The organism is Mycobacterium branderi (assembly GCF_010728725.1).
GTDB lineage: Bacteria > Actinomycetota > Actinomycetes > Mycobacteriales > Mycobacteriaceae > Mycobacterium > Mycobacterium branderi.
On record NZ_AP022606.1, the window covers coordinates 1,163,040 to 1,189,927 of the forward strand.

A 26,888-nucleotide genomic window follows, 5' to 3' on the forward strand; every position below is an offset into this window, starting at 1 on the left:
GGCACGCTCGAACACGGAAGGCAACATCAGTGGCCCCCAAGCTTTCATCGGATCTATTCTCCCAGGTCGTCAACTCCGGCCCCGGGTCGTTTCTGGCGAAGCAGCTCGGCATTCCGCAACCGGAGCCGCTGCGCCGCTACCGGGTCGGCGAGCCGCCCCTGGCGGGCTCGCTGCTTATCGGCGGCGAGGGCCGAGTCACCGAACCGCTGCGCGCCGCACTGGAGCCAGACTACGACGTGGTGGGCGCCAACCTCGGCGGCCGATGGGCCGATTCGTTCGGTGGGCTCGTTTTCGACGCCACCGGTATCACCGCTCCGGCCGGGTTGAAAGCGCTCCACGAGTTCTTCCCCCCGCTGCTGCGCAACGTCGCACCCTCTGGCCGAGTGGTGGTGGTGGGCACCACCCCTGAGGCGGCTGGCAGCACCGACGAGCGAATAGCGCAGCGCGCACTGGAAGGGTTCACCCGGTCGCTGGCCAAGGAGCTGCGGCGGGGCGCCACGGCGCAGCTGGTGTACCTGGCCCCCGATGCCAAACCGGCGGCGACCGGCCTGGAGTCGACGATGCGGTTCATCCTGTCCGGCAAGTCGGCCTACGTGGACGGCCAGGTGTTCTACGTCGGCGCCGAGGACTCCACCCCGCCGGCCGACTGGGACCGGCCACTGGACGGCAAGATCGCCATCGTGACCGGCGCCGCCCGCGGCATCGGCGCGACCATCGCCGAGGTGTTTTCCCGGGACGGCGCCCGGGTGGTGGCGATCGACGTCGAGGCCGCCGCCGAGGCGCTGGAGAAGACCGCCAGCAAGGTCGGCGGCACGGCGCTGACGCTCGACGTCACCGCGGCCGACGCCGTCGACAAGATCACCGAGCACCTGCGCGACCACCACAACGGCCGGGCCGACATCCTGGTCAACAACGCCGGCATCACCCGCGACAAGCTGCTGGTCAACATGGACGAGGGCCGCTGGGATGCGGTGCTCGCCGTCAATTTGCTTGCCCCACTTCGTCTTACCGAGGGGCTGGTCGGCAACGGCAGCATCGGCGGAGGAGGCCGCGTGATCGGACTGTCGTCGATGGCAGGGATCGCCGGCAACCGCGGCCAGACCAACTACGCCGCCACCAAAGCGGGCATGATCGGTCTGACCCAGGCGCTGGCTCCGGAGCTCGCGGGTAAGGGCATCACGATCAACGCCGTCGCACCGGGATTCATCGAAACGCAGATGACCGCGGCGATCCCGCTGGCCACCCGCGAGGTGGGCCGTCGGCTGAACTCGCTGTTCCAGGGCGGTCAGCCCGTCGACGTGGCCGAGACAATCGCCTACTTCGCCAGCCCGGCGTCAAACGCCGTGACCGGCAACGTGATTCGGGTGTGTGGCCAAGCCATGATGGGGGCATAGCCGATGACGCAGCCAAGTGGTCTGAAGAACCTGGTGCGCGCAGCGGCCGGGGCGTTGCCGCTGGTACCGCGCGGCGACCAGTTGCCCAGCCGCACGCTGACTGTGAAGGACGTGGCCATCGACCGCGCGAACGTGGCCGCCTACGCGGCGGTCACCGGACTGCGCTACGGCGACAACGTGCCACTGACCTACCCGTTCGCGCTGACCTTCCCGACGATGATGTCGCTGGTGACCGGGTTCGACTTCCCGTTCGCCGCAATGGGATCCGTACACATCGAAAACCACATCACCCAGTACCGGCCGATCGCGGTGACCGACGCAGTCAACATCGCGGTCCACGCCGAAAACCTTCGGGAGCACCGCAAGGGTTTGCTGGTCGACTTGGTTACCGACGTCACCGTCGGCAACGACACGGCGTGGCATCAGGTGACGACCTTCCTGCATCAGCAGCGCACCAGCCTGTCCGACGAGCCCAAGCCGCCGCCGCAGAAACAACCGAAATTGCCTCCGCCCACCGCCATCCTGCGGGTCACCCCCGGCCAGATCCGCAAGTATGCTTCGGTCAGCGGCGACCACAACCCGATCCACACCAACCCGATCGGCGCCAAGCTGTTCGGCTTTCCGACCGTTATCGCCCACGGAATGTTCAGTGCGGCAGCAGTATTGGTGAACTTGGAGGGCAAGCTGCCCGACAGGGTGAGCTACTCGGTGCGCTTCGGCAAGCCGCTGGTGCTGCCCGGCAGCGCGGGGCTTTACGTCGACCAGGTCGACAACGGCTGGGATCTGAGCCTGCGCAACATTGCCAAGGGCTATCCGTACCTGACCGGCACGCTGCGCCCGCTGTAGAAAGGCAATTAGCGAGACTTAAATGTCTGCGATTCCGCTCGGCGTGTCGTCGCAGAGGTTTAAGTGTCGCGGCAATCGATGCCGGGACTAGGTGCCGGTGGGGATTTCGGACGGCACACCTTTCAGGCCGCGCCAGAACAGGTTGATCATCAGCTCGGCCGCCTCGTCGACGTCGGTGTCGCCGGTGCTGAGCCTGGTGGCGATCGCCTCGCCGGCCCCGACCAGCGCCACGGCCATCATCTCGAAGTCGGTGCCCGGCTCGGGGTTTCGGGTGCCCGCCTGCAGCAAGCGGGCCACCAGTGCAATGATGCGGTCCCGGCCCTCGCGCACGGTGTGCGCGAACGCTTGCGAGCTGGTGGCCTGGGTGTACATCACGATCCACGACGCCCGGTTGGCGTCGATGTAGCGCAGGAACGACACAATCGTGTTGCGCAGCAAGTCTTTCGGGCTTTGCTCGAGGTCGATGTCCTCACGCACGCCGTCGATGAACCGGGACAGTTCGCGGTCCAGGCAGGCGCCGAACAGTTCCTCCTTGGAGCCGTAGTAGAGGTACAGCATCGGTTTGGAGATCTCGGCCTTGGCGGCGATGGCGTCCATCGAGGTCTCGTGGTAGCCGTTGACCGAGAACATCTGCACGGCGGCGTCGAGCATCTGCTGCTCGCGGACAGCACGCGGTAACCGCTTGGTACCACCTGCCATGAGCTGTCCTTCACGTGCAACCGGGTTATCTGACTCCAGGGTAAGCAATACCTGCGCTCTACCTGCCGCATCCGGGCGACGACTTCTTCATCGCCGCGATCCGATGCAGCGAGGCGTCGACGGCCGGCTGGGCCAACTCGCCGGCGGCTAACGCCTTCTCCAGCCGGTCCAGCACGGCGGGCACCTCGTCGGTGGTGACCCACAGCGCGACGTCGCTGCCGGCCTGCAGGGCCCGCAAGGCCGCGTCGGGCACGCCGTAGCGTTCGTTGATCGCGGCCATGCTGGACAGGTCGTCGCTGAACACCGGTCCGTCGAAGGGGGGTCCGCCGTAGCCGCTTCCGGCGCGCAGCAGCTGCACGGCGGCCGGGCTCAAGCTGGCCGGCTGGTCACTGGTCAGGCCCGGAACCTGCAGGTGGCCGATCATCACCCCGACCGGGGATGCGCTGACGAGCTTGCGGTACGGCACCAGGTCGTCGTTCTGCAACCGATCCAGCGGCGGAGTTGTCACCCCGCCGGTGTGCGAGTCGCCCGAGCCGTGCCCGTGGCCGGGGAAATGTTTGAGCACCGGCAGCAGTCCGGCGTCGCGTAGCCCGCGGGCGTACGCGCCGGCGTAGTCGGTGACCACCGCCGGATCCGAGCCGAACGAGCGGTCACCGATCACGGTGTCGTCCGCGGCCTCGGTGACGTCGACGACGGGAGCGAAGTCGATGGTGACGCCCAGCCCACGCATCTTGTGGCCGCGCTCCAGCGCTATCGCGTAGACGTCGTCGGGGGTATGCGTCTGCGCCAGCACCCGCGCCGACGGCGACGTGCCGATCAGCGACGACAGCCGCGACACCCGGCCGCCCTCCTCGTCGACGCTGATCGCCAGCGGCAGCGGCCCGGCCGCGCCGGTAATGCCGCCCAGCGAGCCGTCGGTCAGCATCGACAGGTCCGTCCAGCTCCCGATGAAGATGCCTCCGACGTGGTGGTCGCTGACCACTGCCTTGGCGTCGGCGGCGTTGCGCACCCCCACCATCAGCAGCTGAGCCAGCTTGTCGCGGGCAGACAGGCCGGCCGTCGGGTCCCCACAGGCAGGCTGGTGAGCGGCGGCCGGAGTCGACGGTGCTGCCGATGGTTTGGTGTGGTGGCCGCATGCGGCAATCAGTGCCGACACCGTGGCAAGCACCGCCAGAACGCGTGAAAAGGCCATCCGGCAATGTTGTCATGGACACGGAGCCGTCGGTCGCGCGCGCCGACGCCTCAGCCGCATGCGATGGCTCTGCTAGGTTTGGCGACTAAGTCCCGCCCGTTGAGGAGCACCCGATGAACCGGTTCGTTGCGCCCGCCGCAGCCAGCATTGTGGTCGGTCTGCTGCTAGGGGCCGCCGCGATCTTCGGGATCACCCTGATGGTGCAGCAAGACACCAAGCCACCACTGCCGGGCGGCGATCCGCAGTCGTCGGTGCTCAATCGGGTTGAGTACGGCAACCGCACCTAGCCGGAGCGGAGTGTCGCTGTCGCGACGCTGGTTGTGGGTGGTCGGGGCGGTCGCGCTGGCCTTGAGCTTCGCCCAGTCGCCCGGGCAGATCTCCCCCGACACCAAACTGGACCTCACCGCCAACCCGCTGCGGTTCCTGGCCCGCGCGACCAACCTGTGGAACAGCGAGCTGCCGTTCGGGCAGGCGCAGAACCAGGCGTACGGCTACCTGTTTCCGCACGGCACCTTCTTTCTGGCCGGCCATCTGCTGGGCTTGCCCGGCTGGGTGACCCAACGGCTGTGGTGGGCGCTGCTGCTCACCGTCGGCTTTTGGGGGCTGCTGCGGGTCGCGGAGGCGCTGGGCGTCGGAAGCCCGACGTCCCGGGTGATTGCGGCCGCGGCGTTTGCGCTGTCGCCGCGGGTGCTGACCACGCTCGGGTCGATCTCGTCGGAAACCTTGCCGATCATGCTGGCGCCGTGGGTGTTGTTGCCGACGATCCTGGCGTTGCGGGGCGAGGGTTCGGCGCGACGGCTGGCCGGACAGGCCGGTCTGGCGGTGGCGCTGATGGGCGCGGTCAACGCGATCGCGACGCTGGCGGGCTGCCTGCCGGCGGTGATCTGGTGGGCCTGTCATCGGCCGAACCGGGTGTGGTGGCGCTACACCGCCTGGTGGCTGCTGGCACTGACGCTCGCGATGACGTGGTGGCTCGTGGCGCTGGTTCTGATGGCCCGGATCAGCCCGCCGTTTCTGGACTTCATCGAGTCCTCCGGCGTGACGACGCAATGGTCGTCGCTGGTGGAGGTGCTGCGCGGCACCGACAGCTGGACACCGTTCGTGGCCCCCACCGCCACCGCGGGTGCGCCGCTGGTCACCGGCACCGTGGCCATCCTGGCCACCAGCCTGGTCGCCGCGGCCGGGCTGGCCGGCCTCGCGATGACCGGCATGCCCGCACGCGGTCGGCTGGTGACCATGCTGCTGGCGGGGGTGGTGCTGATCGCGGCGGGCTACTCCGGCGGCCTCGGCTCACCCGTCGCGCATCAGGTGCAGGCATTCCTGGACGCCGGCGGGGCGCCGCTGCGCAACGTCCACAAGCTCGAGTCGCTGATCCGTATCCCGCTGGTGCTGGGTTTGGCGCAGCTGCTGAGCCGCGTGCCGTTGCCGGGCAGCGCGCCGGCGCCGGTGTGGCTCCGCGCCTTCGACCACCCGGAGCGTGACAGACGCGTCGCGGTCGGGATCGTCGTGGTGATCGCGTTGATGGTCAGCACGTCGCTCGCGTGGACCGGTCGGCTCACCCCACCCGGCGCGTTCCGCGCGATACCTCAGTATTGGCACGACGCCGCCGACTGGCTCGACCAGCACGACACCGGCGGTCGGGTGCTGGTGGTTCCCGGCGCGCCGTTCGCCACCCAGGTGTGGGGCACCAGCCACGACGAACCGCTGCAGGTGCTGGGCGAAAGCTCGTGGGGAGTGCGCGATTCGATTCCGCTGACCCCGCCGCAGACCATCCGCGCGCTGGACTCGGTGCAGCGGCTGCTCGCCGCCGGCACGCCATCTGCGGGCTTGGCGGATACGCTTGTGCGGCAAGGCATTTCGTATGTCGTGCTGCGCAACGACTTGGATCCCGACACCTCGCGCTCGGCCCGCCCGATTCTGGTGCACCGCGCCATCGCCGGCTCGCCGCGGCTGGAGAAGGTCGCGCAGTTCGGCGAGCCGGTCGGGCCGGGCCCGGTGCCGGGGTTTGTCAGCGACAGCGACCTGCGGCCGCGGTATCCCGCGGTGGAGATCTACCGGGTCGGCAGCACCCCTGCGGCACCCTACGTCGCCGACCTCGACCAGTTGCCCCGCGTCGACGGCGGGCCCGAGGTGCTGTTGCGACTCGACGAACGGCGGCGCCTGCTCGGTCGGCCGGCGCTGGGGCCGGTGCTGCTGACCGCGGACGCACAGCGTGCCGGCCTGGCGGTGCCTGTCGTAACCGTCACTGACACCCCGGTCGCGCGGGAGACGGACTACGGCCGCGTCGACCACCACTCGTCGGCGATCCGCGCGGCCGGCGACGCACGCCACACGTTCAACCGGGTGCCCGACTACCCCAGCCCGGGCGCTGAAACCGTCTACGGCGGCTGGACCGGCGGGCGGCTGACGGTGTCGAGCTCGTCGTCGGATGCCACCGCGTTGCCCGACGTCGCGCCGGCCGCCTCACCCGCGGCCGCCGTCGACGGCGACCCGGCGACCGCGTGGGTCTCCAACGGGCTGCAGTCCGCCGTCGGGCAATGGCTGCAAGTCGACTTCGACCACCCGGTGACCAACGGCGTCATCACGCTCACGCCCAGCGCGACCGCCGTCGGGGCGCAGGTCCGCAAGATTCAGATCGAAACCGTCAACGGCACCACCACGCTGAGATTCGACGAGGCCGGCAAGCCACTCAGTGCCGCGCTGCCCTACGGCGAAACGCCGTGGGTGCGGGTCACCGCGATCGGCACCGACGACGGGTCCGCCGGGGTGCAGTTCGGCATCACCGACTTGTCGGTCACCCAGTACGACGCGTCCGGCTTCGCCCACCCGATCGACTTGCGGCACACCGTGCGGGTTCCGGCGCCGCCTGCCGGCGCCACGGTAGCGGGTTGGGATCTGGGCTCGGAGATGCTCGGCCGGCCGGGCTGCGCCCGCGGTCCCGACGACGTGCGCTGCGCGGCGTCGATGGCGCTCACCCCGGAAACCCCGGCCACGTTCAGTCGCACGCTGAGCGTGCCGGGCCCCGTGTCGGTGACGCCGACGGTGTGGGTGCGGGCCCGGCAGGGCCCGAAGCTGGCCGACCTGATTGCGGCGCCGGACACCGCCCGCGCGCGCGGCGACTCCGACCTGGTCGACGTCTTGGGCTCGGCGTATGCGGCGACCGACGGCGATCCGGCGACCGCGTGGACAGCGCCGCAGCGTGTGGTGCAGCACAAGACGCCGCCAACGCTGACCGTCGCGCTGCCCCGACCTACCGAGGTGACCGGATTACGGCTCACCCCGAGCGGTTCGGCAGTGCCCACACATCCGACGATGGTCGCCGTCGACCTGGGCGACGGCCCTCAGACCCGCGAACTGAAATCCGGCGACGGCGCCCCGCAGAGCGTGCCGCTGAAACCGCGGGTCACGGACACTGTCAGGGTCAGCCTGCTCGACTGGGCCGACGTCATCGACCGCACGGCGTTGGGCTTCGACCAGCTCAAGCCACCGGGCCTGGCCGAGATCGCGGTGCTCGGCAGCGACGGCAAACCAATCGCGCCCGCCGACGCCGCCCGCAACCGCTCGCGTGAGGTCAGCGTCGACTGCAGCAGCGGACCCGTCATCGCGATCGCTGGGCGGTTCGTGCACACGGCGATCACGGCCACGGTGGGCGCGCTGCTCGACGGCGAGCCGGTGGCGGCCCAGCCGTGTGAGCGTGAACCGATCGCGCTGCCGGCCGGTCAGCAGGAGTTGCTGATCAGCCCAGGCGAGCAGTTCGTCGTCGACGGCGCCCAGTTGACCAGCAGCACCGAATCAGCCAGTGCCGCAACGAGTCCCGCCCAGATCGCGTTGTGGGGCCCGGCCCGTCGCGAGGTTCGGGTAGCCCGGGCGACGGCTGCGCGGGTGCTGGTGGTGCCAGAAAGCGTCAATCGCGGGTGGGTGGCGCGTACCGGCACTGGTATTCGCCTGGACCCCGTCGTCGTCAACGGCTGGCAGCAGGGCTGGGTCGTGCCCGCCGGAACCTCCGGCACCATCACGTTGACCTTCGCACCCAACTCGGCCTATCGGATCGGACTGGCCGGCGGCCTGGCTCTGCTACCGCTGCTGGCGTTGATGGCGTTGTGGCGCGGTCGCCGTAGACCACCCGATGACCCACCGGCGCGGCCATGGGCACCCGGCCGGTGGGCGGCCGTTGCGGTCTTGGCGGCGGGCGCAGTGATCGCCGGCGCTGCCGGCGTCGTGGTATTCGGCGCCTTCCTCGGCGTGCAATGGCTGCGGCCGCAGCACCGCTTGACGGTCGGGTTGAGCGCAGCAGGCCTGATTCTGGCCGGCGCCTTGTTGTCACGGCATCCGTGGCGATCGGTGGACGGCTATGCCGGGCATTCGGCCGTCGTGCAACTGCTGGCGCTGGTTTCACTGGCCGCATTAATCGCGTCGGTGGTGGTATTGCGACCACGCGAACCGGGGTAAGCGGGACAATAGAAGTCCACCGTCCGAGGAGCTGCGGGCATGGGATGGTTCAGCGGACCCGAATATTGGCTGGGCAGGCTGATACTGGAGCGCGGTATCGCAGCCGTCTACCTGATCGCGTTTATCGCGGCCGCCCGGCAGTTTCGCGCGCTGATCGGCGAGCACGGGATGCTGCCGGTGCCACAGTTCCTGGCTCGAGTGACGTTCCGGGAACTGCCGAGCATCTTCCATTGCCGCTACTCCGACCGGCTTTTCGCCGCCGTCGCCTGGTTCGGTGCAGCGCTGTCTGCGGCGATCGTCGCGGGTGTGACCGGCCTGGTGCCGCTCTGGGCGGCGATGCTGATGTGGCTGGTGTTGTGGGTGCTCTATCTGTCGATCGTCAACGTCGGGCAGACTTGGTATTCCTTCGGCTGGGAGTCGCTGCTGTGCGAGACCGGCTTCCTGGCGATCTTCCTCGGCAACGACCGGGTGGCTCCGCCGCTGCTGGCGATGTGGCTGGCCCGGTTGCTGCTGTTCCGGCTCGAGTTCGGCGCGGGCCTGATCAAGCTGCGCGGCGATCGATGCTGGCGCAACCTGACCTGCCTGTACTACCACCACGAGACCCAGCCGATGCCGGGGCCGTTGAGCTGGTTCTTCCATCACCTGCCCAAGCCGCTGCACCGCGTCGAGGTGGCGGGCAACCATTTCGCGCAGCTCGTCGTGCCGTTCGCGTTGTTCGCGCCGCAGCCGGTGGCGAGCGTCGCGGGCGCGATTGTCGTCATCACCCAGCTGTGGCTGGTGGCCTCCGGCAATTTCGCCTGGCTCAACTGGCTGACGATCCTGTTGGGTTGCAGCGTGATCGACGACTCGTCGTGGGCCACGGTGCTACCGGTGCGTGAGCACGCAGGATGGCCGGCGACGCCGCTCTGGTTCGCGGTGTTGGTGATCGTCTTCGCGGCGGTGTCGGTATTTTTGAGCTATTGGCCGGTGCGCAACATGATCTCGCGGCGGCAGCGAATGAACATGTCGTTCAACCCATTTCATTTGATCAACACCTACGGGGCGTTCGGCAGCATCGGACGCGTGCGCCGGGAGGTGGTGATCGAGGGGACCGACGAGCCGACGATCACCGAGCAGACGGTATGGAAGGAATACGAATTCAAAGGCAAGCCGGGTTCGGTGCGCCGGCTGCCGCGGCAGTGGGCGCCCTATCACCTGCGGCTGGATTGGCTGATGTGGTTCGCGGCGATCTCCCCGCACTACGCGTATCCCTGGCTGCGGGGGCTTCTCGTGCGGCTGCTGCAGAACGACCCGCCGACGCTACGGCTGCTGCGGCGCAATCCTTTCCCGGATTCACCGCCGACGTTTGTGCGCGCCCAGCTCTACCGTTATCGGTTCACCACGGCGCGCGAGTTGGTACGGGAAAGGGCGTGGTGGCATCGCACGCTCGAAGGAACCTACGTTCCGCCGGTTGCGCTGGAGAAAGTGCATCGGGCTACCGCGTAGCGCTGGTCCTACCGGCTGGCGTTGGCGCGGATGCCGTCTTCGACTTTCTTGCCGATTTCGCGATCGATGTTGTACCAGTATTGGACGACTCGGGACAGCACCGGTTCTTTCACACCCGCACAGACATGCCCGACGATGTTGTGCACCAAGCGTTCCCGTTGTGCGTCATCCATCACCTCACGCACCAGGGTGCCGGCCTGACCCCAGTCGTCGTCATCGCGGCGCGGGGTATAGGCGGCGCGCATCATCTCCCCGTCAGCGGCCCAACCCACCTCGGCGGTCCGGTCCGGATCGGCTCTCGGCCCACCGACAGAGTTCGGTACGTACACCGGATCGGCGGCGTTGCCAAACCGCATCCGCCCGCCCTTGGAATAGGAGCGCACCGCACAGCGCGGGGCGTTGACGGGAATCTGATTGTGGTTGACCCCGATGCGAGCGCGGTGCGCATCGGCGTAGGCGAAACTCCTGCCGAGCAAAAGCTTGTCCGGGCTCAGCCCGGTGCCGGGCACCAGATTCGACGGCGCGAACCCGGCCTGCTCTACCTCGGTGTGGTGATCGGTGATGTTGCGGTCCAGCGTCAGCGTGCCGACGTCGATGAGCGGGTAGTCGGCATGTGGCCAGACCTTGGTGACATCAAATGGGTTGAATCGGTAGGTTTTTGCATCGGCGAACGGCATGACCTGCACCTTCAGCGACCAGCTCGGATACTCGGCTCGCTCGATGGCCTCATACAGATCGCGGATGCAGCAGTCCGGGTCGGTGCCGGCCAGGCGGTTGCCTTCTTCTTGGGTCAACCACTGGATGCCCTGGTTGGTCTTGAAGTGATACTTCACCCAGCAGATTTCCCCGGCGGAATTGATCCAGCTGAACGCGTGTAGGCCGAAACCGTTCATATGTCGAAACGTCTTCGGAATTCCGCGATCTCCCATCACCAGCGTCACCAGATGAGCTGTTTCGGGGCAGAGCGTCCAAAAGTCCCAGACCATGTTGTGGTCGTGCAGATCGTTGTCTGCACGACGCCCCCCGGCGCGGATCAAGCTGGGAAACTTGATCGGATCCCGGATGGCAAACACCGGCACATCGCTACCGACGATGTCGAAATTCCCCTCGGCGGTGTAGAACTTCACCGAAAACCCGCGGTTGTCGCGTGCCGTATCCGCACTGCCACGCTCACCGCTATTGCCCGAGGAAAACCGGGCAAATACCTCCGTGGTCGCACCCGGTTGAAACACCGCAGCCTTGGTGTACGCACTCAGATCATTGGTCACCTCGAACCGACCGAACGCACCGGCCCCCTTGGCGTGCGGCTGACGCTCGGGTGCCCGCTCCCGATTGAACGCCGCCATCTGCTCAATCAGATAGGAATCCTGCAACAGGATCGGGCCATCGGGCCCCAGCGACAATGACAGTTCGTCACTGGGTGCCGGAGCACCCGCATTCGTCGTCGTGTAGTTCTCGGCCATCTCGCGGCTGTCTTGCGGAGGAAGTCGAGTGGTACGAACGTTTACCGGCTTCGGTTCGCGGCGCGGATGCCGTCTTCGACTTTCTTGCCGATGTCGCGATCGATGTTGTACCAGTATTCGACGACTCGGGACAGCACGGGTTCTTTGACACCGTTGGTGACGTGGTGAACGATGTTGTGCACCAAGCGCTCCCGTTCCGCATCGTCCATCACGTCACGCACCAGGGCGCCGGCCTGGCTCCAGTCGTCGTCGTCGGGACGAAGGGTGTAGGGGGCCCGCACCATCTCCCCTCCCTCGGCAGACCATTTCACCACCGACGCCCGGTCAGGATCGGCTTTGGGCCCACCATAGGAGTTGGGTGCATACACCGGGTCGCATGCGTCGATAAAGCGCATCTGCCCGTCCTTGGAATAGCTGCGCACCGGACACTTTGGGGCGTTCACCGGGATCTGATTGTGGTTGGCCCCCACCCGGTGGCGGTGCGCGTCGGCGTAGGCGAAACTGCGCCCCAGCAACAGTTTGTCCGGGCTTAGTCCGATGCCGGGTACCAGCGCGTGGGGCGCGAAGGTGGCCTGCTCGACCTCGGTGTGGTGATCGCTGATGTTGCGGTCCAGCGTCATCTTGCCCAGATCGATGAGCGGATAGTCGGCATGCGGCCACACCTTGGTCACGTCAAACGGGTTGAGCCGGTAGGTTTTTGCGTCAGCGAATGGCATAATTTGCACCTTTACCGACCAGCTCGGATACTCCCCGCGTTCGATCGCATCATGCAGGTCGCGCATGCCGTAGTCCGAGTCCGTACCGGCCAACTGGTCGGCCTCTTCCTGGGTCAACCACTCGATGCCCTGATCTGTCTTGAAGTGAAACTTCACCCAACAGATCTCCCCGCCGGTGTTGAGCCAACTGAACGCGTGCAAACCAAACCCATCCATGTGCCGAAACGACTTGGGGATACCCCGATCGCTCATAATCATGGTCACCTGGTGAGCCGACTCCGGGGACAGCGTCCAAAAATCCCACTGCATGTTGTGGTCATGACAACCGTTGTTCGCACGGGTCTTGGCCGAGCGGACCATCTGCGGAAACTTAATCGGGTCGCGGATGACAAAAACCGGGAAGTCGAGGCCGACGATGTCCAGGTTGCCCTCGGGGGTGTAGAACTTCACCGAAAACCCGCGCGTGTCCCGCACGGTGTCGGCGCTGCCGCGCTCACCGGCATTGCCGGACAACCGCACAAATACGTCGGTCTTCGCACCCGGTGCAAACACCGCGGCCTTGGTGTAGGCGCTCAGATCATTGGTCACCTCGAAGCGGCCGAACGCGCCGGTACCCTTGGCGTGCGGCTGCCGTTCAGGCACGCGCTCCCGGTTGAACGCGGCCAACTGCTCGATCAGGTAGAAATCCTGCAACAGGACCGGACCATCGGGACCCAACGTCAACGAGTATTCGTCACTAGGCGCCGGAGCACCCGCGTTCGTCGTGGTGAAGTTGTCCGTCATCTCGTATCTCCTCGAATTCGAAGTCACCGGTGGCTTTTTCAGTTGGAATCGGCGGGGCGGGATGGTCGGGTGGGCCGCCCCGCCGATGGTCCGGTGTGCGCGGCCTACCACACGCAGGACGAGCAACGCTCCAGCGTTACTTGTAGAGATCCGCGTGGTCGGCCTTGATCGCGTCCGCGCCCTTCTCGCCGACCATGTAGACGGTGTTCTGGATCCGGCAGTCCGGGATGATCGGGAAGACCGAAGCGTCGATGACGCGAAGCTTGTTGACGCCGTGGACCTTCAGCTTCGGATCGACCACACCCTGGTCGATGTTCTTGGACAGCCGGTTGGTGCCGCACGGGTGGTAAGACGTCTGGACCCGGTCCTGAATGGACGTCCTCATCAGCTCGTCCGAGTGCAGCGGCATATCCCACGGGTACTGGCTGATGACGAGGTCCTTGAAGCCGTCGCCCTTGGTGAGAATGTCGTAGGCCAACCTGATGCCCTCGCGCAGCGCGATGATGTCGAGCTCGTTGGACAGATAGTTCAGGTTGATGTTGGGCTGCATGAACGGGTCGGTGCTGCCCAGCGTCACCTCACCGCCGTCGTAGACCGGGCGGACCAGGTCGACCATCACGGTGATGTGGTCCCCCTCCGGCGGGTGCGGGTACTGCCACTGGAACGCACTGCCGAACGCCGGGACGAAGTCGAGCTCGAAGTGCGGCTGTCCCTCCGGCGAGAAGGGATCGAGGCCACCGTTGGCGGCCTTGGCCTCACGGTAAATCGGATCCTTGTCTAGGTACTCGTCGACGCGGGGGAAGCCAATCATCTCCAGCAGACCAGAGCCCAGCGGACCCTTGTGGTCCTTCTGGTAGTCGGCAACGGCGGAGTCGTGCTTAGGACCGGGGCGCAGGTAGTCGTCGATGGCGTAGCCTTCCTTGATCCGCAGCACGAACGGAACGCCCGGGTGGTCGAACAAGTGCTGGCCGACGTGGCGAGAGTCGACGACCACGGGGATACCGTGCTTGGCCAACTCGCGGCCGGGGCCAATACCGCTGAGCATCAGCAGCTTCGGGCTCTCGAAAACGCCCTGGGAGAGGATGACCTCCCGGTTGGCGTAGAAGTTGCGCTCGGTGCCGGCGGCGTCGATGACGGTCACACCCTTGCAGGTGCGGTCGGCGTAATCGATGATCAGGCGCTTGGAGCGAACCTCGGGCACGATCGTGACGTTGGACTTGTCCTTCACGAACAGGTAGCTGCCGGAGCGCACCCCCCGGTAGATGGTGCTGACCGCGTGGGTCAGGCCGTTCATCTCACCGTCGTAGATGTTCTCGGTCAGTGGCAGGCCGCGCGATTTCCACGCTTGCGCGACAACGTCGCGGAAGGCCTGCAACTCAGGGATGTTGTTGTGCGAAATGGGGAGCGGACCGCCGGCGCCGATCCTCTTCATGTCGGACGAGAATGTCCCGTCGTCGTCGTGATAGGTCGGGCTCTTGCGGAGGTAGGGAAGAAGCGGCTCCCAGGTCCATTCCGAGCCACCGTATTCCGCCCACCGGTCGTAGGTCGGCTTGCAGCCGGGAATCCAGCTGAAGTAGTTGGCCGCGGAGCTGCCCCCGAGGATCTTGCCGCGGGTCTCGTTCTTGTCGATGCGCTGCCACACGCCACGATCGACGAACTTGGCCAGGTAATCCCAGTCATACGGGCTGTGGCGGAGCTCCATAGCCGTTCCCGGCGTGTTGACCCCGTCAAGCTCCCACGGATTGCCGACGCCGGCCTCGACGACCAGAACGTTGACGTTGGGATTCTCGGCCAGGCGGCCGGCGACGACGTTCCCCGCCGTGCCGCCACCAACAACAACAAAGTCAAAGCGAGCTCCGTCGGGGACCATGGGTTCCTCCTCAATGTGGATGATGTCCAGCCGTCCGCTACGAGTCTTGACCGCTGCCTTGCCGGTCGTCCAAGACGCAGAAGCTATCGGTCGATGCACGCCGCTTATGAAGTGGCGGTTGTGCGGCCCTCGTCAGTGCTGGGACGCGTCAAGAGGTGGCCGCATCCACGGATTCGCTTGCAGTAACAGATGTTTGGGGGATCACAACTATGTTGTTCGCTGCTGCGCGACGGTCGGGTCGCTGCAGTTTCAGCTGCTCTGCGCTCGCGGCGAATGCGCGCGCCACCGGCGGGGTAGGCCCCGTCGGGTTGGTGGCGAGGGCAATCTGCATCGTGACCGTCGGCTCGACGAGTTCGACCGCGCGGACATTGTGAACCATGGCAGTCGCCGTGAACCAGGTGTAGGGAAGGATGGTCGCCCAATCACCCGTGGCGACTTGCGCGAGCAACGCGCAGACCGAGTCCGTTTCGACCTGCGGCTCCACGCTGATCCCGTGACTGGCGAACGCGCCGTCGATGCAGTTGCGGACGCCAATGTCCGGCGTCAGCAACATCAGCGGCAACTGCGCCGCATCCGGCCAGCGCAGCCTCGACGAATCCGCAGGCAGCATGCCCGTCGGCGAGATCAGCACATACCGGTCCGCGTACAACGGCACCAGGTCCAGGCCTTGGCTATCTTGCGACCCCACGGGCACGATGGCGGCGTCGAGCTCGAAGTGGCGTAACCGTCGATACAACTCGGTCGTGGGCATCGCCGCGCGGACCTGGACCTTCACCAACGGGTACGCCGAGCAGAACCCTCCGAGCAACAACGACATGGTGGTGGACGCCGTCGGTATAGCCCCCAGCCGAAGTGTCCCGGTAACCTCCGACCGCGTCGCCCGCACCTCAGACTTGAACGCAGCATATTCGGCGAGAATCCGGCGAGCCCACATCACCAACTGCTCCCCCTCGGGCGTGAGGCCCTCGAAGCTGTGTCCGCGGTTGATCAGTGGGACATCCAATTCGCGCTCGAGTTTGGCGATCGCCGCGGAAAGCGCGGGCTGCGACACATAACACTTCTCGGCGGCCCGAGCGAAGTGCCGCTCCTGGGCGACCGCGACGAAATACTCCAGCTGACGAAACAGCATGGCTACCTAACTTCGCGCAACGGCGCACAGCGGAGCTTAGTGACCCCGTGGTGTGCACAAGAAACATTGCGTCCCAGAAGATCTCGATGACTGTCTGAAAGCTGCGCACATCTTCGCCAGTCAGTGACGCCGTAGGGCATGGCTCCCTCCGATTTTCCGCAAGCCCAATCGAACGGGATTCGGCAACTTCCGGAACGCTCGGTGTCGAATTCGAGGCCGTCAGATCGCTGAACTCGGCAGTGCGCTCGATGCCGACGCTATGCAGCCAGCACCGGCAGAGCGACGTCCTCGGCGCACGAACTTTCGCCGCACAGCTGTCGTTGAAAGACAACGATCGATCAGGTTTATCAAACGTTCCACATCATGTGTTGGACACAATCGGGGTCGTTTTAGGACACTGAGGTCACTTCGGTGATCGGCCGGCCCGACATGCCCGCTTGGGAAGGTAAGGAGCCATGACCACACCACGCGAGAAGGTCCGGCACGGACTACTGCTGGACGCCCTCGGCGATCCCCTCGACCTCAATGCGGTTGACTGGCATGTCAGACAGCAGAATCCATCCGCGTCTCCCTCGGAAGTGCAGAACGAAACCTTGGAGGTCATCCGTTCGTTGGTGAGCGATGGACTGTTCCAGCTGGGCGGCGCAAAGGTGCTCGGTGAACATCCCGGAGGCGTGGCGACGGAAGGGGAACGCTTCGTCCCGTGGAAGGAGTCGCTCGATCATTCGATGCACAAAATCTCCCACACCTACGTGAAGCACTACGACGATCCGGAGCGGTGGATGTACTCCGCTTACCTACAACTCACCGACAAAGGTCAAGACCTCGCACGGTCGATCGAAGACAAAGACATTCAGGGGTACCGATAGTTCGCGCAGGCGATTTCACCGATACGGCGACACATTTGTGACACGTAATCATGCCGCAGCACGACCCACCGGGTGAAAAGTTCGCTCGCAGTTGGTGATTCGCAGCCTAAATCACTTGATTTGTTTCTTGAGTCGCAGATCGCACGTCGTCGCGGCGCCTTAGACATATGGTGAACAACACCACATGTGAGGTAGCTCGATGGATTCCCTCGCGGGCGGGGCGTGTCCCGCCACTTCACGTTCACGATCGAGGCCGCGTTGGCATCCGCCGCCGGCCGGGCTCTTTGATCGGCCGACCTGATATGGCGGGGCGGTGAGATGAACGATCGAGAGCGTGTGGAGCTGGGGCGAAAGCTGCGCATCAAACCCGAACACTGGGTGGCGCTGGTCAATCCGCCACCCGAGTGCGCGTCGATCATCCCCCTGGTGCGTAGCACCGAACCCGATCGGGCTGATGTGGTGATCGGCTTTGCCACCCAACGCGCGGACCTTGACCTGCTGCACTTACTGTATGCGGCTGCCCGCGACAATCGGCTGGCCTGGCTCGCCTACCCCAGACCGGGCCGGCTAAGCACCGATCTGCGCCGCGATCTGCTTATCCGAGACCTTCGCAAATACGGCGTCGATCCGGCTGACTTTGTCTCGGTCGACGAGACCTGGTTAGCGCTGCTCCTGCGTCCGGGCCCGGACACCGCCCCTGACGCAGAGGCTGCGGAGTTGCTCGCATGGCCCTGCGCTTCGGACGCCTGATGGCCCGGCTCCGTCGGTCCCGTCAGGAGGGCTAACCAATCAGTGTTCACAAGGAGATCCCGTGCTATTCCGTCAGCTCGAGTACTTCGTAGCGGTTGCCGAGGAGCGGCATTTCGCTCGGGCGGCTAAGCGGTGCTATGTGTCCCAACCCGCGCTTTCCGCTGCCATCGCCAAGCTCGAACGCGAACTCGACGTCACGCTCATCAAACGTGGACGCAGCTTTGAAGGCCTCACTCCAGAGGGAGAGCGGTTGTTGGTGTGGGCCAAGCGGATACTCGCCGAACACAACGCCTTCCTGGCCGAGGTGGATGCCATCCGCTCCGGAGGGGCCATCGGGACACTGCGTCTGGGCACCATACCGACCGCGTCGACCACTTCGTCCCTGGTGCTCTCGGCATTCTGTTCGGCCCATCCTCAGGCAAAAGTGCAAATCCGTTCGCAGCTGACCACCGCCGATTTGTATCGGCGGCTGCGCAGCTTCGAGCTCGACGCCGCCATCGTGCCCGTCGCGCCGCAAGAGACCGAGGACCTAGAGGTGGTGCCGCTCTATGTGGATCGCTATGTGGTAATCGCGCCGACCGACATGCTGCCCACGGAGAAGTCGACAATCCGGTGGCTCGAGGCGGCGCAGCTGCCGTTGGCGTTGCTCACGCCAGACATGAGAATTCGCCAGCTCATAGACGCGGCGTTCGCGGGCAACGGGATCACGGTGAGTCCGCAGGTTGAGACGGACTCGGTCAGTACGTTGCTCGCACAGGCCGCCACCGGTGACCGGGCATGCATAGTTCCGCAGACCTGGTTGTGGACCAACATGATCGCCGCCGAACTGCGCGCCGTCAGACTCGTCGACCCCGCGCTGAAGACGCAGATCGCCGTCGCCGCCAACTCCAACCGACCTGGGTCACCCGTGGCACGCGCGTTCGTGGCAACCGCCCAGCACCTCGACTTGGACGAGTTCTTCACCAAACGGCTCGGCGGCCTCTACCGTCGCTGACCCACGCTGGCGTCGGGTGTCAGAACCCGACGAGAAGTGCTTGTGGCGCTTCGGCTTTCATCCGCATCCGCAGCCACGCCACTTGCGTGGCGATTTCTTGGTTGCAGCGGGTCGCGAGGTTGATCAGACCGCGATCCCGAGCGCCGCGGGCGGCTTGACCGATCAGTGTCCAGGTGATGTCGACGAGGTTGGCGAGCTGGTAGAGGTCCTGCAGGTCGCGCAGCAGACCGATCTGGCCCGCACGGGCAACGGTGAGCCCCTGCGGGTGTAGGCGTTCCGGCTCAGGCTCACCGAGGTGCGCGTAGCGCTCGACGATGGGAGTCAGCGCCGCGTTGCGCGCGTCGCACTGCCGGGCAAACGCCTGGCAGGTGTAGTACACGTCGGAATCCAGTTGATGGCCAATGGCGACTTTCCGGTGGGACTCGGCCAGCGCGGTTTCCGCACTTTGCAGCAAGCTGAGGTAGGTGGTCAAGTACACGATCAACACCGATCGAGGTGTGCGGGACGTACGCCGCACCCATCCGGCAGGGCGGGTGCCGAGGCGGTGTTGGTGGGGGCCGGTGCGGGGCCATCTCCGGCCCGCAGACGTTGAAGAGCGACGGCGGCGACTTTGAACTCGGGTTGTTTCGAAATCGGATCCCAAGCGCTGACGGTGAGCTCGTTCGCGGCGGTTTCACCGTAATGCCAGGGTGCGAAAACGACGCCCTCGCGTACATGCGAGATCCGTGCGGGTGCTTCGATGCTGCCCCGACGCGAGGTGGCGCGGACGATGTCGCCTTCGTCTATCCCTAGGCGCTGCGCGTCCTGCCGGGAGACTTCCAGCCACATGGCGGGAGCGGCCCGCTGCAGCTGCGGCGCCCGAGCAGTCTTCGTTCGGGTGTGCCAGTGGTAGACGGTGCGGCCGGTGGTCAGTCGCAGAGGGTATTCGGTGTCGGGCTTCTCGTAGGCGGGCTCGTACGGGGCACTCTTGAGGATCGCGCGGCCATCGGGCCTACTGGCTCGAAACTCGGTCTCGCTCACCGGCGCTCCGGTGGCCAGGTCGTGTCCATATGTCTCGCAGCGGTCCGGGCTGGTCGGGAAGTGCGCATCGACGTACAGGCGTTCCGTGCCGTTCGGTGCGTCGGCGGTGCACGGCCACTGGATGCCGCCGCGCTCGTGCAGCAGGTCATAGCTCAGGCCGGTGTAGTCCACCGGACGCCCCGCGCTGCATTGTTTCCACGCCTCGAACGCCTCCTCTGGACCCTCCCAGGGTGGCAGTGGCTGGTTGTCCTTGTCGGCCAAGCCCATCCGTCGCGCATAGTCGAGCCAGATCGCCAGATCCGGCCGGGCCTGCCCGGGTGGGTCGACGGCTTGCTCGGACAAGTGCACGGTGCGATCGACATTGGTGTAGGTGCCGGTCTTTTCCCCCCACAATGCCGCCGGGAGAACGATATCGGCGAGCTCGGTGGTTTCGGTGCGGTAGGCGTCGGAGACCACGACGAAACATTGGTCGCCGGTAAGGATCCTGCGGACGCGAGCGAGGTCGGGCATGGATACTGCGGGGTTGGTCCCGGCGATCCACAGGAACCCGATCGAGCCCTGTTCGGCGTAGCGGAACATCGTCATCCCGTCGGTCGGTGGCGCCCAGTGCGGGATGACGATCGGATCGATGTTCCACAGCTCTGCGAGTTCGCGGACATGCTCGGGGTTTTCCCAATTGCGAAATCCGGGCAACGCCGGTCCGCAGCCGGCTTCGCGGTTGTTCTCGGCGGAGGGCTGACCATTCATTTGCAAGATGCCCGCCCCCGGGCGACCGACCATGCCTCGCAGCAGGTGCAGGTTGTTGACTTGGCAGGATGCGGCGGTGGCCTGATGAGACTGGTAGAAGCCCATCGAGCAGGTCGACACCACTCGTTGGCTGATACCGAAGATCTCCGCGGCCCGGCGGATGTCGTCGGCACAGACACCGCAGACTTCGGCAGCCCACTCGGGGGTCGCATCCCGGGTCAGCGACTCGAGTTCGTCGAATCCAATCGTGTGCGCTGCTACATAGTTTCTGTCGATGAAGCCGCGCGTTATCTGCTCGTGCACCAACGCATTCATCAGGGCCATGTTGGTGCCGTTGCGAATGGGGAGATGCACGGTAGCCCGCTCCGCCACCTTGGTGCGTCGCGGATCGACACACACCAGCTGTGGGGGGTCGGCGCCGTCTAGCCGGTCGAGCATCCGTGCCCAGAGCACGGTCTGAGTTTCGGCGACATTGTGCCCGAACAAGAAGATCGCGTCGCAGGAATCGATGTCGGTGTAGGAGCCGGGTTGCCCGTCGCAGCCGAACGTCTCCTGGAACGCCGCCGACGCGGTGGCCGTGCACCAGCGTGTGTTGCCGTCCATGTGCGGGGTGCCGATCCCGCCCTTGCCGATCACGGCGAGCGTGTAGTACTCCTCGGTCATCAACTGCCCCGAGGTGAAGAAGCCATGTGACAGTGGGCCCTTCGCTTCCAGCAGTGCTCGTGAGCGTTCCACCACCCGCGACATGGCGGTGTCCCAGTCAATCTCGACCAGGCGACCTCTCTCACGGATCAGCGGAACCGTGAGCCTGTCACGTTGCTCGCCCTGCCAGCCGTACAACCCTTTCGGGCCGAGCCGGCCGTGATTGACACGGTCCTCGGCGCGTCCGCGGACCCCGACCATCCGTCCTCCACGCACCGCGATCTCCAGACCGCAACCGTTGGAACACAACAGGCAAGCACTACGCACCCACCGCTCGACATCAGATGCGGCTACCCCGTCGGCCAGAAACTCGTCGACACGAACCGGCCACCCGGTGCCCGACGAGTAGGGCGCACGGGTACCCCAAATGTCGGTGATTCGATCTGCATTCGAGGATCGACGGGATGTAGTAGCCATTCACACTCCGGTATCCAAAGTTGCACGGTGGTTGACCGAGCGTCCAAGACCGAACTCCTATACACCGATCCAAGCTGGCTATCAATCGCCGCCGAAATCTGCGTGGTCGTGCGAGACTTGTCCGCAGGACTAGCCGGCAGGGGCGTCGCGGGCTTGCTGAAGGACGCACGCGCGGAGGGAGATGTCGTGCTCTTCAGGCAGCTGGAGTACTTCGTCGCGGTCGCCGAGGAGCGCCACTTCGCCCGCGCGGCCGAGAAGTGCTATGTCTCGCAGCCCGCTCTTTCCGCCGCGATCGCCAAGCTCGAACGCGAACTCGACGTCACGTTGATCAAGCGCGGACGCAGCTTCGAGGGTCTCACTCCGGAGGGCGAGCGGTTGCTGGTGTGGGCCAAGCGAATAATCGCCGAGCACGACGCGTTCCGGGCGGAAGTGCGTGCCATGCGGTCCGGGGTGCTGGGGACGCTGCGGTTGGGCGCCATACCAACCGCTTCGACCACATCGTCTCTGGTGCTGTCCGCGTTCTGTTCGGCTCATCCGCTGGCCAAAGTCCAACTCCGATCGCAGCTGGCGACCACGGATTTGTACCGGCGGCTGCGCGGGTTTGAGCTCGACGCCGCCATTGTCCCCGTCGGGCAGGAAGAGACCCACGGCTTGGACGTGGTGCCGCTGTATGTGGATCGCTATGTCCTGATCGCGCCGGCCGACATGTTGCCGACGGACGCCTCGACGATGCGATGGCCGGAAGCCGCACAGCTGCCCCTAGCCTTGCTCACGCCGGACATGCGGGTCCGCCAGATCATCGACAAAGCCTTCGCCGGCCACGGCATCACGGTGAGCCCGCACGTCGAGACCGACTCGGTGAGCACGTTGCTCGCTCAGGCCACCAGCGGTGACAGGGCGTGCATCGTTCCGCAGACCTGGCTGTGGGCCAACCTGATGGCCGCCGACCTCCGCGCGGTCGAGCTCGTCGACCCAGTCTTGAAGACCCAGATTGCTGTCGCCGCGAACTCCACCGGGCCCGGCTCGCCTGTGGCCCGGGCATTCGTGGAAAGCGCGCAGAAACTGAAGCTCGACGAGTTCTTCGCCAAACGGCTCGGCAGCATCTATCGGCATTGACTCGCCGTGAATCGCCTTAACTCTGATACGTCGCGTCCCGCGTGGGCAGCACGGTTCGCGCCAGCCGCCGTCCGGCGATTGCGTAGCGCTCTATGGCCGATCGCTCAGACTGCGATCGCCGCCAGTGTCGCCTGGTACCTCGCTCGCGACCTGCTCGGCCATCACAACCCGTTTTTCGCGCCCATCTCCGCAGCGGTTTGTTTGTGGGCGACCAACGTGGTTCGGGCGGAGCTTGCCGTCGAAATGGTGATCGGCGTGACGTTGGGGATCGCAATCGGCGCCGCGGTGCACGCAGTTCTGGGCAGCGGACCGCTCGCCATGGGTGCAGCCGTGCTGATTTCGCTGTGTGCCGCAGATTTGATCGGCCAGGGGTTCACACGGCAAAGGCCGATGTTCGTCAACCAAACCACTATGTCGGCAATCCTGATCCTGGCGTTTCCGTATGGCGGCGTTGGCCCGGAACGGCTGTTCGACGCGTTGATCGGCGGCGGGCTGGCTGTGGTCTTCAGCATTGTGATCTTCCCGAAGAACCCACTGACCGTGATCCGCGATGCACGCCTCAGTACGGTGACCGCGCTGCGTGACATCCTCGCCCAGATCGCTGACATCACTGGCGATTTGGCGCCGGACTGGACATTGAAGGCGGCGGACCGGCTGCACCGACAACTGGCGCGGCTCATCGAAGCTCGCAGCACCGCAATTCAATTGGCGCGAGTCTGCCCACGACGGTGGCCATTGCGTGAGGCCACTCACGCCGCTGATCGTCAAGCCGCGCAGTTGGCGTTGCTTGGCAGCTCCGTGCTGCAGCTTGCCCGAGCAGTCACCGGTCCCGACGAGCACGGGGTCGCCGAACCGTTGCGTGCCGCGATTCGCGACCTCGCCGACGCTGGCGCAGCCCTCGCCGACGAGCAGCCCGCGGCCGCCGCCGCGCACGCCGCGTCCGCAAGGCAGCACGCCGCCGAGCTTCGCCCGACGACTTCGACCGCTGCAGTCATCGATGCCTGCGCCGACGAGATGCTACGGGCGGCCGACCTCAGCGAATAATGCGGTCGGGCCTGCTGTAGACGTTCATGGAGTCCCCCCGCAGGAACGCCACCAGCGTCAAACCCGACTGCGTGGCCAAGTCCACCGCAAGCGACGACGGCGCCGACACCGCAGCCAGCACGGGGATTCCGGCCATCACGGCCTTCTGGGTCAACTCGAACGACGCACGGCCGCTGACGAGAAGCACGGTGCCGGACAACGGAATTCGCCCCTGTTCGACGGCCCAACCGATCACCTTGTCCACCGCGTTATGGCGACCGATGTCCTCGCGTACCACCAGCATTCGGGCGTCAGCGTCAAACAGTGCGGCGCCATGCAAGCCGCCGGTGCTGGCAAACACGTTCTGCGCATCCCGAAGTCGGTCCGGCATCGCGGTGATCGCTTGTGTACGAACGGTGACCGGATCGTCGCCGGGACAATACCGGCTGATCGACTGCACCGCGTCCAGCGAAGCCTTACCGCACACGCCGCACGACGACGTGGTGTAGAAGTTGCGGGTGACGTCCACCTCGGGCATCGGCACGCCGGGCGCCAAGGTCACGTCGAGCACGTTGTAGGTGTTGAGGTTGTCGCTATCAGCTCGGGCGCCGCGGCAATAGCGCACCGTGAGCACGTCGTCACGACGAGTGATCACGCCCTCGGTGAGCAGAAAGCCTTGCGCGAGTTCGAAATCGGAGCCCGGTGTGCGCATTGTGACGGTCAGTGCGCGGCCGTTGACCCTGATCTCCAGCGGTTCCTCGACGGCCAGCGTTTCCGGCCGTTCGGCCGCATGACCGGCCGCCAGGTGACTGGCCCGTCGGCGTGCCGTTACACGACCCATGTCACCGCGCCGCCGAGCGGGTTACTTCGATCGGGACGTGCTTCATCACCGGTTGGCCACTCTCCCTGTTGAAGTTCCCGATCGGGCACAACACGTTGAGCTCGGGCATATATCCCGCTGCGCAGCCGCGGGGAATGTTATAGCCCACCGCACGGTAGCCGTACACGCTGCGCCGGGTGCCGTCGTCGGCGACGCTGGTGATGTCGATGTAGTCAAACTCGGAGATACCCATCTCGGCCATGTCGAGCGTGTTCATAAACAATAGCGTGCGCAAATTTTTTACGCCCCGGTACCGGTCGTCGTCGGAGTAGACGGTGGTGTTGAACTGGTCGTGGGAGCGCATCGTGCCCAAGATGAGTTGCCCTGCGGGGGGAACCACGTCGGGCAGAGCGGCGGCGGAAAATTCCGCCCGGCCGGAGTCGGTGAGGAACACGAGTTCCCGGGCAGGCTGGCGGATCCGGAAGCCCAGCGGTTGGCGTACCCGCCGGTTGAAGTCCTCAAAGCCATAGAGCCCCTTGGCCATCCGGTCCCGGATCAGGTCGTAGTCGGCGACGAGTTCGCGCCACGGGGTCTTGGAGTTCGGCAGGGTGGCCTCGGCCATGCCGGCGACGATCGCCGGTTCGGACAGCAGGTGCGGGGACGCCGGTTCCTTCATACCCACTGACAGGTGCACCATGCTCATCGAGTCCTCGACCGTGATCGACTGGATTCCGCTGGCCTGCCGGTCGATCTCGGTGCGCGCCACGCACGGCAGGATCAGTGCCCGCCGGCCGTGCACCAGATGGCTGCGGTTGAGCTTGGTGGAGACGTGCGCGGTCAGCTCGCACTGGCGCAATGCTTCGAAGGTGTAGGCGGTGTCGGGCGCGGCGAGCGCGAAGTTACCGCCCATCCCGAAGAACACCTTGACGTCGCCGCGGTGCATCGCGTTGATGGTGGCGACCACGTCGAGTCCGTGCTCACGGGGCACGTCGATCTCGCACGCGGCCGCGATGCGGTCGAGGAACTCCTTGGAGGGGTGGTGATCGACGCCGCAGGTCCGATTGCCCTGCACGTTGCTGTGGCCGCGAATTGGGCAGGGGCCCGCCCCTTCTCGGCCGATGTTGCCACGCAGCAGCAGCAGATTGACAATCTCGCGAACGGCGTCCGGCCCGTGAGCGTGCTGGCTCACACCCAGGCACCATGCGATGATTGTTGCCCGAGCTTTCCGGTAAATGTCTGCCAGGGCACGGATTTGGTCGACCGGCACGCCCGACTGGTGTTCGATCTCCGGCCAGCTCACTGCCTCACACGCCGCCTTGTACTCGGCGAACCCTCGGGTGTAGCGCTCGATGAACAACTCGTCGATTGCCGCCGGATCGTCTTTGGCCGTCTCCAGCAACGCCTTCGCGACGCCCCGGATCAGCGCAAAATCTCCGCCGGTGCGTGGCTGGATGTTCATCGTGCTGATGTCGGTGGCGCGGAACAGCGCCATGTCCAGCATTTCGTGCGGCACGATCGTGCGGGTCGCGGCCGCCTCGATCAGCGGGTTGATATGCACGATGGCCGCCCCGCGGCGATGCGCCTCCACCAGTGCGGTGAGCATCCTCGGGGCGTTGGTGGCGGCGTTGACGCCCATGATGATCAGCGCGTCGGCCTCCTCCCAGTCGACCAGATCGACGGTGCCCTTACCGGTTCCCAGCGTTGTCAGCAACGCGACACCGCTGGCTTCCTGACACATGTTCGAGCAGTCGGGGAAATTGTTGGTGCCGAACTCGCGGACAAACCACTGGTACAGGAAGGTCGCCTCGTTGCCCAGCCGGCCCGAGGTGTAAAAGGACGCCTGGTTTGGCGAGTCAAGACCGCGCAGCGTCTCTCCGATCAATGCGAACGCCCGGTCCCACTCGATCGGCACATAGTGATCGGATTGCGGGTCGTACACCATCGGTTGGGTAAGCCGACCGGCGTCCTCCAGCGCGAAGTCGCTCCACGTCAGTAGCTCGGTAACACTATGGGCGGCAAAGAAATCCGGGCCAACGCGTTTGGGGTCCATTTCCCAGGTCGAGTGCTTGATGCCGTTCTCGCAGATATCCAGGCGCAGGCCCTTACGATCGTCCGGCCATGCGCAGCCCGGGCAGTCGAATCCGCCGTTCTCGTGATTCATCCGCACGATCACCTGCGGACCCTCCAGCAGCTCACGACGTTGCAGCAGTACCTTGCTGACGCTCATCGCTGCGCCCCATCCCGCCGCGGGATGGTGATAGTCGCGTTTCTTCGGGCGGCCCTCCCCCGGCCCGCACCCCGGAGCCGCCGATTCGGGAGTGCCCTGTCCCAGCAGAACCTCCGCGCTCTCGCCGGGCAGCCGGGATGCCGACTCGCCAGGTGTTGTCGTGGTCATCGTCGTACT

General features: G+C 65.7%; 20 protein-coding genes. 10 read left to right on the forward strand and 10 right to left on the reverse strand.

What is annotated here, in order from left to right; genetic code table 11:
* The first annotated feature begins 29 nt into the window (after window positions 1-29).
* The gene (locus G6N47_RS06115; RefSeq protein WP_083131758.1) at window positions 30-1,394 is read left to right on the forward strand and encodes a 3-oxoacyl-ACP reductase; all 1,365 of its coding nucleotides are present in this window, start codon (window positions 30-32) and stop codon (window positions 1,392-1,394) included.
* 3 nt (window positions 1,395-1,397) lie between these two features.
* On the forward strand, window positions 1,398-2,240 hold the full coding sequence (locus tag G6N47_RS06120; protein WP_083131757.1) for a MaoC/PaaZ C-terminal domain-containing protein: 843 nt from the start codon (window positions 1,398-1,400) through the stop codon (window positions 2,238-2,240).
* A gap of 87 nt (window positions 2,241-2,327) precedes the next feature.
* Here the strand turns inward: G6N47_RS06120 and G6N47_RS06125 are convergent, their stop codons facing one another.
* Window positions 2,328-2,939, reverse strand: coding sequence for a TetR/AcrR family transcriptional regulator (locus G6N47_RS06125; RefSeq protein ID WP_083131756.1), 612 nt, complete (start codon window positions 2,937-2,939; stop codon window positions 2,328-2,330).
* 58 nt (window positions 2,940-2,997) lie between these two features.
* Window positions 2,998-4,131: a glycoside hydrolase family 3 N-terminal domain-containing protein gene (locus G6N47_RS06130; RefSeq protein WP_083131755.1), complete on the reverse strand. Its 1,134-nt coding sequence runs from the start codon at window positions 4,129-4,131 to the stop codon at window positions 2,998-3,000.
* Window positions 4,132-4,244: 113 nt separating this feature from the next.
* Between G6N47_RS06130 and G6N47_RS06135 the strand changes: the two genes are divergently transcribed.
* The 3 genes from G6N47_RS06135 to G6N47_RS06145 are packed head-to-tail and all read left to right on the forward strand — an operon-like array spanning window position 4,245 to window position 10,065.
* Window positions 4,245-4,418: a DUF2613 domain-containing protein gene (locus G6N47_RS06135; RefSeq protein ID WP_065013670.1), complete on the forward strand. Its 174-nt coding sequence runs from the start codon at window positions 4,245-4,247 to the stop codon at window positions 4,416-4,418.
* A 16-nt stretch (window positions 4,419-4,434) separates the two neighbouring features.
* Window positions 4,435-8,580, forward strand: a complete 4,146-nt coding sequence (locus G6N47_RS06140) for an alpha-(1->3)-arabinofuranosyltransferase (protein WP_083131830.1) — start codon at window positions 4,435-4,437, stop codon at window positions 8,578-8,580.
* A 39-nt stretch (window positions 8,581-8,619) separates the two neighbouring features.
* On the forward strand, window positions 8,620-10,065 hold the full coding sequence (locus tag G6N47_RS06145; RefSeq protein ID WP_083131754.1) for a lipase maturation factor family protein: 1,446 nt from the start codon (window positions 8,620-8,622) through the stop codon (window positions 10,063-10,065).
* A gap of 8 nt (window positions 10,066-10,073) precedes the next feature.
* On the opposite strand, the gene G6N47_RS06150 is transcribed toward G6N47_RS06145, so the two are convergent.
* The 4 genes from G6N47_RS06150 to G6N47_RS06165 all read right to left on the reverse strand — a co-directional run bounded on the left by G6N47_RS06150 (window position 10,074) and on the right by G6N47_RS06165 (window position 16,026).
* Window positions 10,074-11,528 (reverse strand): catalase, encoded by a 1,455-nt coding sequence (locus tag G6N47_RS06150; protein WP_083131753.1) that lies wholly within the window; start codon window positions 11,526-11,528, stop codon window positions 10,074-10,076.
* Between the two features lie 41 nt (window positions 11,529-11,569).
* Window positions 11,570-13,027, reverse strand: coding sequence for a catalase (locus G6N47_RS06155; protein ID WP_083131752.1), 1,458 nt, complete (start codon window positions 13,025-13,027; stop codon window positions 11,570-11,572).
* Window positions 13,028-13,163: 136 nt separating this feature from the next.
* The gene (locus G6N47_RS06160; RefSeq protein WP_139799481.1) at window positions 13,164-14,897 is read right to left on the reverse strand and encodes a GMC family oxidoreductase; all 1,734 of its coding nucleotides are present in this window, start codon (window positions 14,895-14,897) and stop codon (window positions 13,164-13,166) included.
* A gap of 148 nt (window positions 14,898-15,045) precedes the next feature.
* Complete coding sequence (locus G6N47_RS06165) at window positions 15,046-16,026, reverse strand: LysR family transcriptional regulator (RefSeq protein ID WP_083131751.1); 981 nt, start codon at window positions 16,024-16,026, stop codon at window positions 15,046-15,048.
* Window positions 16,027-16,481: 455 nt separating this feature from the next.
* Here G6N47_RS06165 and G6N47_RS06170 point away from each other — a divergent pair, with 455 nt between their 5' ends.
* From G6N47_RS06170 to G6N47_RS06180, 3 genes are all read left to right on the forward strand, one after another.
* Window positions 16,482-16,895: a hypothetical protein gene (locus G6N47_RS06170; protein WP_232080137.1), complete on the forward strand. Its 414-nt coding sequence runs from the start codon at window positions 16,482-16,484 to the stop codon at window positions 16,893-16,895.
* Between the two features lie 318 nt (window positions 16,896-17,213).
* On the forward strand, window positions 17,214-17,645 hold the full coding sequence (locus G6N47_RS06175; RefSeq protein ID WP_083131750.1) for a hypothetical protein: 432 nt from the start codon (window positions 17,214-17,216) through the stop codon (window positions 17,643-17,645).
* Window positions 17,646-17,706: 61 nt separating this feature from the next.
* Window positions 17,707-18,639, forward strand: coding sequence for a LysR family transcriptional regulator (locus G6N47_RS06180; protein ID WP_083131749.1), 933 nt, complete (start codon window positions 17,707-17,709; stop codon window positions 18,637-18,639).
* A 19-nt stretch (window positions 18,640-18,658) separates the two neighbouring features.
* Here G6N47_RS06180 and G6N47_RS06185 read toward each other — a convergent pair whose 3' ends face one another.
* Both G6N47_RS06185 and G6N47_RS06190 read right to left on the reverse strand, forming a co-directional pair.
* The gene (locus G6N47_RS06185; RefSeq protein WP_083131827.1) at window positions 18,659-19,117 is read right to left on the reverse strand and encodes a hypothetical protein; all 459 of its coding nucleotides are present in this window, start codon (window positions 19,115-19,117) and stop codon (window positions 18,659-18,661) included.
* 2 nt (window positions 19,118-19,119) lie between these two features.
* The gene (locus G6N47_RS06190) at window positions 19,120-21,525 is read right to left on the reverse strand and encodes a molybdopterin oxidoreductase family protein (protein ID WP_083131748.1); all 2,406 of its coding nucleotides are present in this window, start codon (window positions 21,523-21,525) and stop codon (window positions 19,120-19,122) included.
* A gap of 186 nt (window positions 21,526-21,711) precedes the next feature.
* Here G6N47_RS06190 and G6N47_RS06195 point away from each other — a divergent pair, with 186 nt between their 5' ends.
* Both G6N47_RS06195 and G6N47_RS06200 read left to right on the forward strand, forming a co-directional pair.
* On the forward strand, window positions 21,712-22,641 hold the full coding sequence (locus G6N47_RS06195) for a LysR family transcriptional regulator (RefSeq protein WP_083131826.1): 930 nt from the start codon (window positions 21,712-21,714) through the stop codon (window positions 22,639-22,641).
* A gap of 6 nt (window positions 22,642-22,647) precedes the next feature.
* Window positions 22,648-23,685 (forward strand): FUSC family protein, encoded by a 1,038-nt coding sequence (locus G6N47_RS06200; protein ID WP_169717261.1) that lies wholly within the window; start codon window positions 22,648-22,650, stop codon window positions 23,683-23,685.
* On the opposite strand, the gene fdhD is transcribed toward G6N47_RS06200, so the two are convergent.
* Window positions 23,675-24,505 carry a formate dehydrogenase accessory sulfurtransferase FdhD gene (fdhD, locus tag G6N47_RS06205; RefSeq protein WP_083131746.1) on the reverse strand — a complete coding sequence of 277 codons (831 nt, stop codon included), beginning with the start codon at window positions 24,503-24,505 and terminating at the stop codon, window positions 23,675-23,677. The two genes, G6N47_RS06200 and fdhD, sit on opposite strands and share 11 nt — an antisense overlap.
* Window position 24,506: 1 nt before the next feature.
* Complete coding sequence (locus G6N47_RS06210) at window positions 24,507-26,879, reverse strand: FdhF/YdeP family oxidoreductase (protein ID WP_083131745.1); 2,373 nt, start codon at window positions 26,877-26,879, stop codon at window positions 24,507-24,509.
* Between the last annotated feature and the right edge of the window lie 9 nt (window positions 26,880-26,888).

Coding starts and splice junctions, on each gene's coding strand:
- G6N47_RS06120 (WP_083131757.1), top strand. CDS start 1,398: ATGACGCAGCCAAGTGGTCTGAAGAACCTGGTGCGCGCAGCGGCCGGG.
- G6N47_RS06155 (WP_083131752.1), bottom strand. CDS start 13,027: ATGACGGACAACTTCACCACGACGAACGCGGGTGCTCCGGCGCCTAGT.
- G6N47_RS06135 (WP_065013670.1), top strand. CDS start 4,245: ATGAACCGGTTCGTTGCGCCCGCCGCAGCCAGCATTGTGGTCGGTCTG.
- G6N47_RS06160 (WP_139799481.1), bottom strand. CDS start 14,897: ATGGTCCCCGACGGAGCTCGCTTTGACTTTGTTGTTGTTGGTGGCGGC.
- G6N47_RS06190 (WP_083131748.1), bottom strand. CDS start 21,525: ATGGCTACTACATCCCGTCGATCCTCGAATGCAGATCGAATCACCGAC.
- G6N47_RS06150 (WP_083131753.1), bottom strand. CDS start 11,528: ATGGCCGAGAACTACACGACGACGAATGCGGGTGCTCCGGCACCCAGT.
- G6N47_RS06165 (WP_083131751.1), bottom strand. CDS start 16,026: ATGCTGTTTCGTCAGCTGGAGTATTTCGTCGCGGTCGCCCAGGAGCGG.
- G6N47_RS06130 (WP_083131755.1), bottom strand. CDS start 4,131: ATGGCCTTTTCACGCGTTCTGGCGGTGCTTGCCACGGTGTCGGCACTG.
- G6N47_RS06175 (WP_083131750.1), top strand. CDS start 17,214: ATGAACGATCGAGAGCGTGTGGAGCTGGGGCGAAAGCTGCGCATCAAA.
- G6N47_RS06170 (WP_232080137.1), top strand. CDS start 16,482: ATGACCACACCACGCGAGAAGGTCCGGCACGGACTACTGCTGGACGCC.
- G6N47_RS06145 (WP_083131754.1), top strand. CDS start 8,620: ATGGGATGGTTCAGCGGACCCGAATATTGGCTGGGCAGGCTGATACTG.
- G6N47_RS06125 (WP_083131756.1), bottom strand. CDS start 2,939: ATGGCAGGTGGTACCAAGCGGTTACCGCGTGCTGTCCGCGAGCAGCAG.
- G6N47_RS06210 (WP_083131745.1), bottom strand. CDS start 26,879: ATGACCACGACAACACCTGGCGAGTCGGCATCCCGGCTGCCCGGCGAG.
- fdhD (WP_083131746.1), bottom strand. CDS start 24,505: ATGGGTCGTGTAACGGCACGCCGACGGGCCAGTCACCTGGCGGCCGGT.